Source organism: Kineococcus glutinatus (genome assembly GCF_039542765.1).
GTDB lineage: Bacteria > Actinomycetota > Actinomycetes > Actinomycetales > Kineococcaceae > Kineococcus_A > Kineococcus_A glutinatus.
Genome location: NZ_BAABIL010000587.1, coordinates 1 through 2,761, shown reverse-complemented (window position 1 = coordinate 2,761; position 2,761 = coordinate 1). Strand labels below are relative to the sequence as shown.

4 protein-coding genes are annotated in these 2,761 nt (G+C 75.3%); 1 reads left to right on the top strand and 3 read right to left on the bottom strand.

Features of this window, described 5'->3' with window-relative positions:
- A partial coding sequence (locus ABEB16_RS18680; RefSeq protein ID WP_345713718.1) for a methyl-accepting chemotaxis protein occupies positions 1 to 445 on the top strand: 445 nt, incomplete at its 5' end.
- Between the two features lie 114 nt (positions 446 to 559).
- Here ABEB16_RS18680 and ABEB16_RS18675 read toward each other — a convergent pair.
- The 3 genes from ABEB16_RS18675 to ABEB16_RS18665 form a co-directional block, all read right to left on the bottom strand.
- Positions 560 to 988: a VOC family protein gene (locus ABEB16_RS18675; protein ID WP_345713717.1), complete on the bottom strand. Its 429-nt coding sequence runs from the start codon at positions 986 to 988 to the stop codon at positions 560 to 562.
- A 46-nt stretch (positions 989 to 1,034) separates the two neighbouring features.
- Positions 1,035 to 2,552, bottom strand: coding sequence for a tripartite tricarboxylate transporter permease (locus ABEB16_RS18670; protein WP_345713716.1), 1,518 nt, complete (start codon positions 2,550 to 2,552; stop codon positions 1,035 to 1,037).
- 1 nt (position 2,553) lies between these two features.
- Positions 2,554 to 2,761 (bottom strand): tripartite tricarboxylate transporter TctB family protein (locus tag ABEB16_RS18665; protein ID WP_345713715.1); only part of this gene is annotated, 208 nt, incomplete at its 5' end.

The following is a 2,761-nucleotide window of genomic DNA, read 5'->3' as shown; positions in this document are numbered from 1 at the left end:
GCTGGCGCTGAACGCGACCATCGAGGCCGCGCGGGCCGGGGAGATGGGCAAGGGTTTCGCCGTCGTCGCCGGTGAGGTCAAGGAGCTGGCCCAGCAGACCGGGCGCGCCACCGAGGACATCACCCGCCGGGTGCAGGCCATCCAGGCCGACACCGCCAACGCGGTGCAGGAGATCGGTCACGTCAGCGAGATCATCGCCCGGATCAGCGACTTCCAGGGCACGATCGCCGCCGCGGTGGAGGAGCAGACCGCCACCACCGCCGAGATGAGCCGCGGTGTGGCCAGCGCGGCCGCCGGTGCGCACGAGATCGCCGCCAACATCCAGGGCGTCGCCGCCGCCTCCGACCGCACGACCGCGGAGCTGGCCGCCACCGACCGCGCGCTGGCCGAGCTGGCGCAGCTGGCGGACTCGCTGCGCTCGGAGGTCTCCCGCTTCCGGGTCTGATCCCGGGTCTGATCCCGGGTCCGATCCCGGGTCTGATCCCGGGTCCGACCCGCACCACCACCGCGGCGGGGGGCCGTGGTCGCGCGCCGGCGCAGCCGCGGCCCCCCGCCGCGCTCAGCCCACGAACACGCAGAACGGGTGCCCCGCCGGGTCGGCGTAGACGTAGAGCGGTTCGTCCGGGTCCTCGCGCCTGTCGCGCAGCAGCTGCGCACCCAGGCCGAGGACCCGCTCGTGCTCGGCGTCCAGCGCCTCGGCGGTGCCCACCGCGAGGTCCAGGTGCAGCTGCTGCGGGTGCGGCCCCTCCGGCCACGTCGCCCGCGGCAGCTGCCCGACCTGCTGGAACGCCAGGTCGGTGCCCCCGTGCGGGGCGCGCAGCACGAGCCAGTCCCGCCCCGCGTCGTCCGGGCGCCCCGGCGGCGGGGGCTCGTCGCCCGGGCGGTACCCCCACCCCAGCAGCTCCCGGTAGAACTCCGCCAGCGCCCGGGCGTCGGTGCAGTCCAGCACCACCGACCGCAGCGCCGCCCGGCTCGTCTCCCCGCCCACGGCCACCACCTCCGGCACCCAGGGTGCTGCGCGCCGGGCGGTCGCGCTACCGCACCCCGGCCCGCGCCCCGCCCCGCGCCGCGGAGCGGCGCCGCAGCAGCGCGCCCACCGCCGGTGCCAGCAGGGCGACCGCCACCACGAGCCACAGCAGCACGGGGATCGTCCCGCTGAGCAGGATCGACGGGTCGCCCTCGGAGATGGCCAGCGCCCGGCGCAGCTGCTCCTCGGCCAGCGGCCCGAGGATCAGCCCGACCACGGCCGGGGCGACCGGGACGCCGGCCAGCCGCATGAGCACCCCCACGGCCCCCAGCGCGTACAGCAGCAGCAGGTCCGTGGTCGAACCGCTCGCGGCGAACGTGCCGAGCGTCGCGAACAGCAGGACGCCGGCGTAGATCCAGTACGCCGGGATGGTCAGCAGCCGCGCCCAGACCCGCACCAGCGGCAGGTTCAGGACCAGCAGCGCCACGTTGCCCACGTACAGGCTGGCGATGAGCGTCCACACCAGCGGGCCGGACTCGGTGAACAGCTGCGGGCCCGGTTGCAGGCCGTAGGACTGGAACGCGGTGAGGATGACGGCCGCGGTGGCCGAGGTGGGCAGCCCGATGGTCAGCAGCGGCACGAGCACCCCCGAGGCGGCGGCGTTGTTGGCCGCCTCCGGGCCGGCGACGCCCTCGATCGCACCGTGCCCGAACTGCGAGCGGTGCCGGCTCAGCCGCCGCTCCAGGCTGTAGCTGAGGAACGTGGGGACCTCCGCGCCGCCCGCGGGCAGGCTGCCGATGGGGAAACCCAGGGCCGTGCCCCGCAGCCACGCCGGCCACGAGCGCCGCCAGTCCTCCCGCGACAGCACCGCCCGCCCGCGCACCGGTTCCACGGTCGAGCGGCCCGTCCCGGCCAGCAGGTGCCCGAACGCCTCGCTGAGCGCGAACAGGGCGACGACCACGACGACGACGTCGATGCCGTCCAGCAGGGTGGGCGAACCGAACGTCAGCCGGGCCTGACCGGTCTGGGTGTCGATGCCGACGAGGCCGAGCGCGACGCCGAGCAGCAGCGACGCGGCCCCCTTGAGCAGGTTCGGGCCGAGCAGGGCGCTCACGGTGACGAACGCCACCGCGATGAGCGCCACGTACTCCGGCGGGCCGAACCCCACGGCGAAGTCCGCGACGACCGGGGCCAGGAACGTCAGCCCCAGGGTCCCGATGGTCCCGGCCACGAAGCTGCCGATGGCCGCGGTGGCCAGCGCGGAGGCGGCGCGGCCGGCCTTGGCCATCTTGTTGCCCTCCAGGGCCGAGACGATGGAGGCGCTCTCGCCGGGGGTGTTCAGCAGGATGGACGTGGTGGACCCGCCGTACATGCCGCCGTAGTAGATGCCGGCGAAGAGGATCAGCGAGGGCGCCGCGTCGAGCCGGAAGGTGATCGGCAGCAGCAGGGCGACGGTGAGGGCCGGGCCGATGCCGGGCAGGACGCCGACCGCGGTGCCGATCGTCACGCCGAGCAGGGCGAACAGCAGGTTGGCCGGCACGAGCGCGGCGGTGAAACCGTCGGCCAGCGAGGTCAGCGCGTCCACGTCAGAACCCCCACGGTCCGGTCGGCAGGCTGAGCCCGATGAGGCGGTCGAAGACGCAGAACACCAGCGCGGCCAGCGTCCAGCCGTAGCACAGCGCCCGCCGGGGCGAGTCCGCGCCGAGCAGCAGCGCCGCGCCGGCGAAGAGCAGCGCGGAGGTCAGCACGTACCCCAGCGGCTGCAGCAGCAGGGCGAAGGCGACCAGCAGGGCG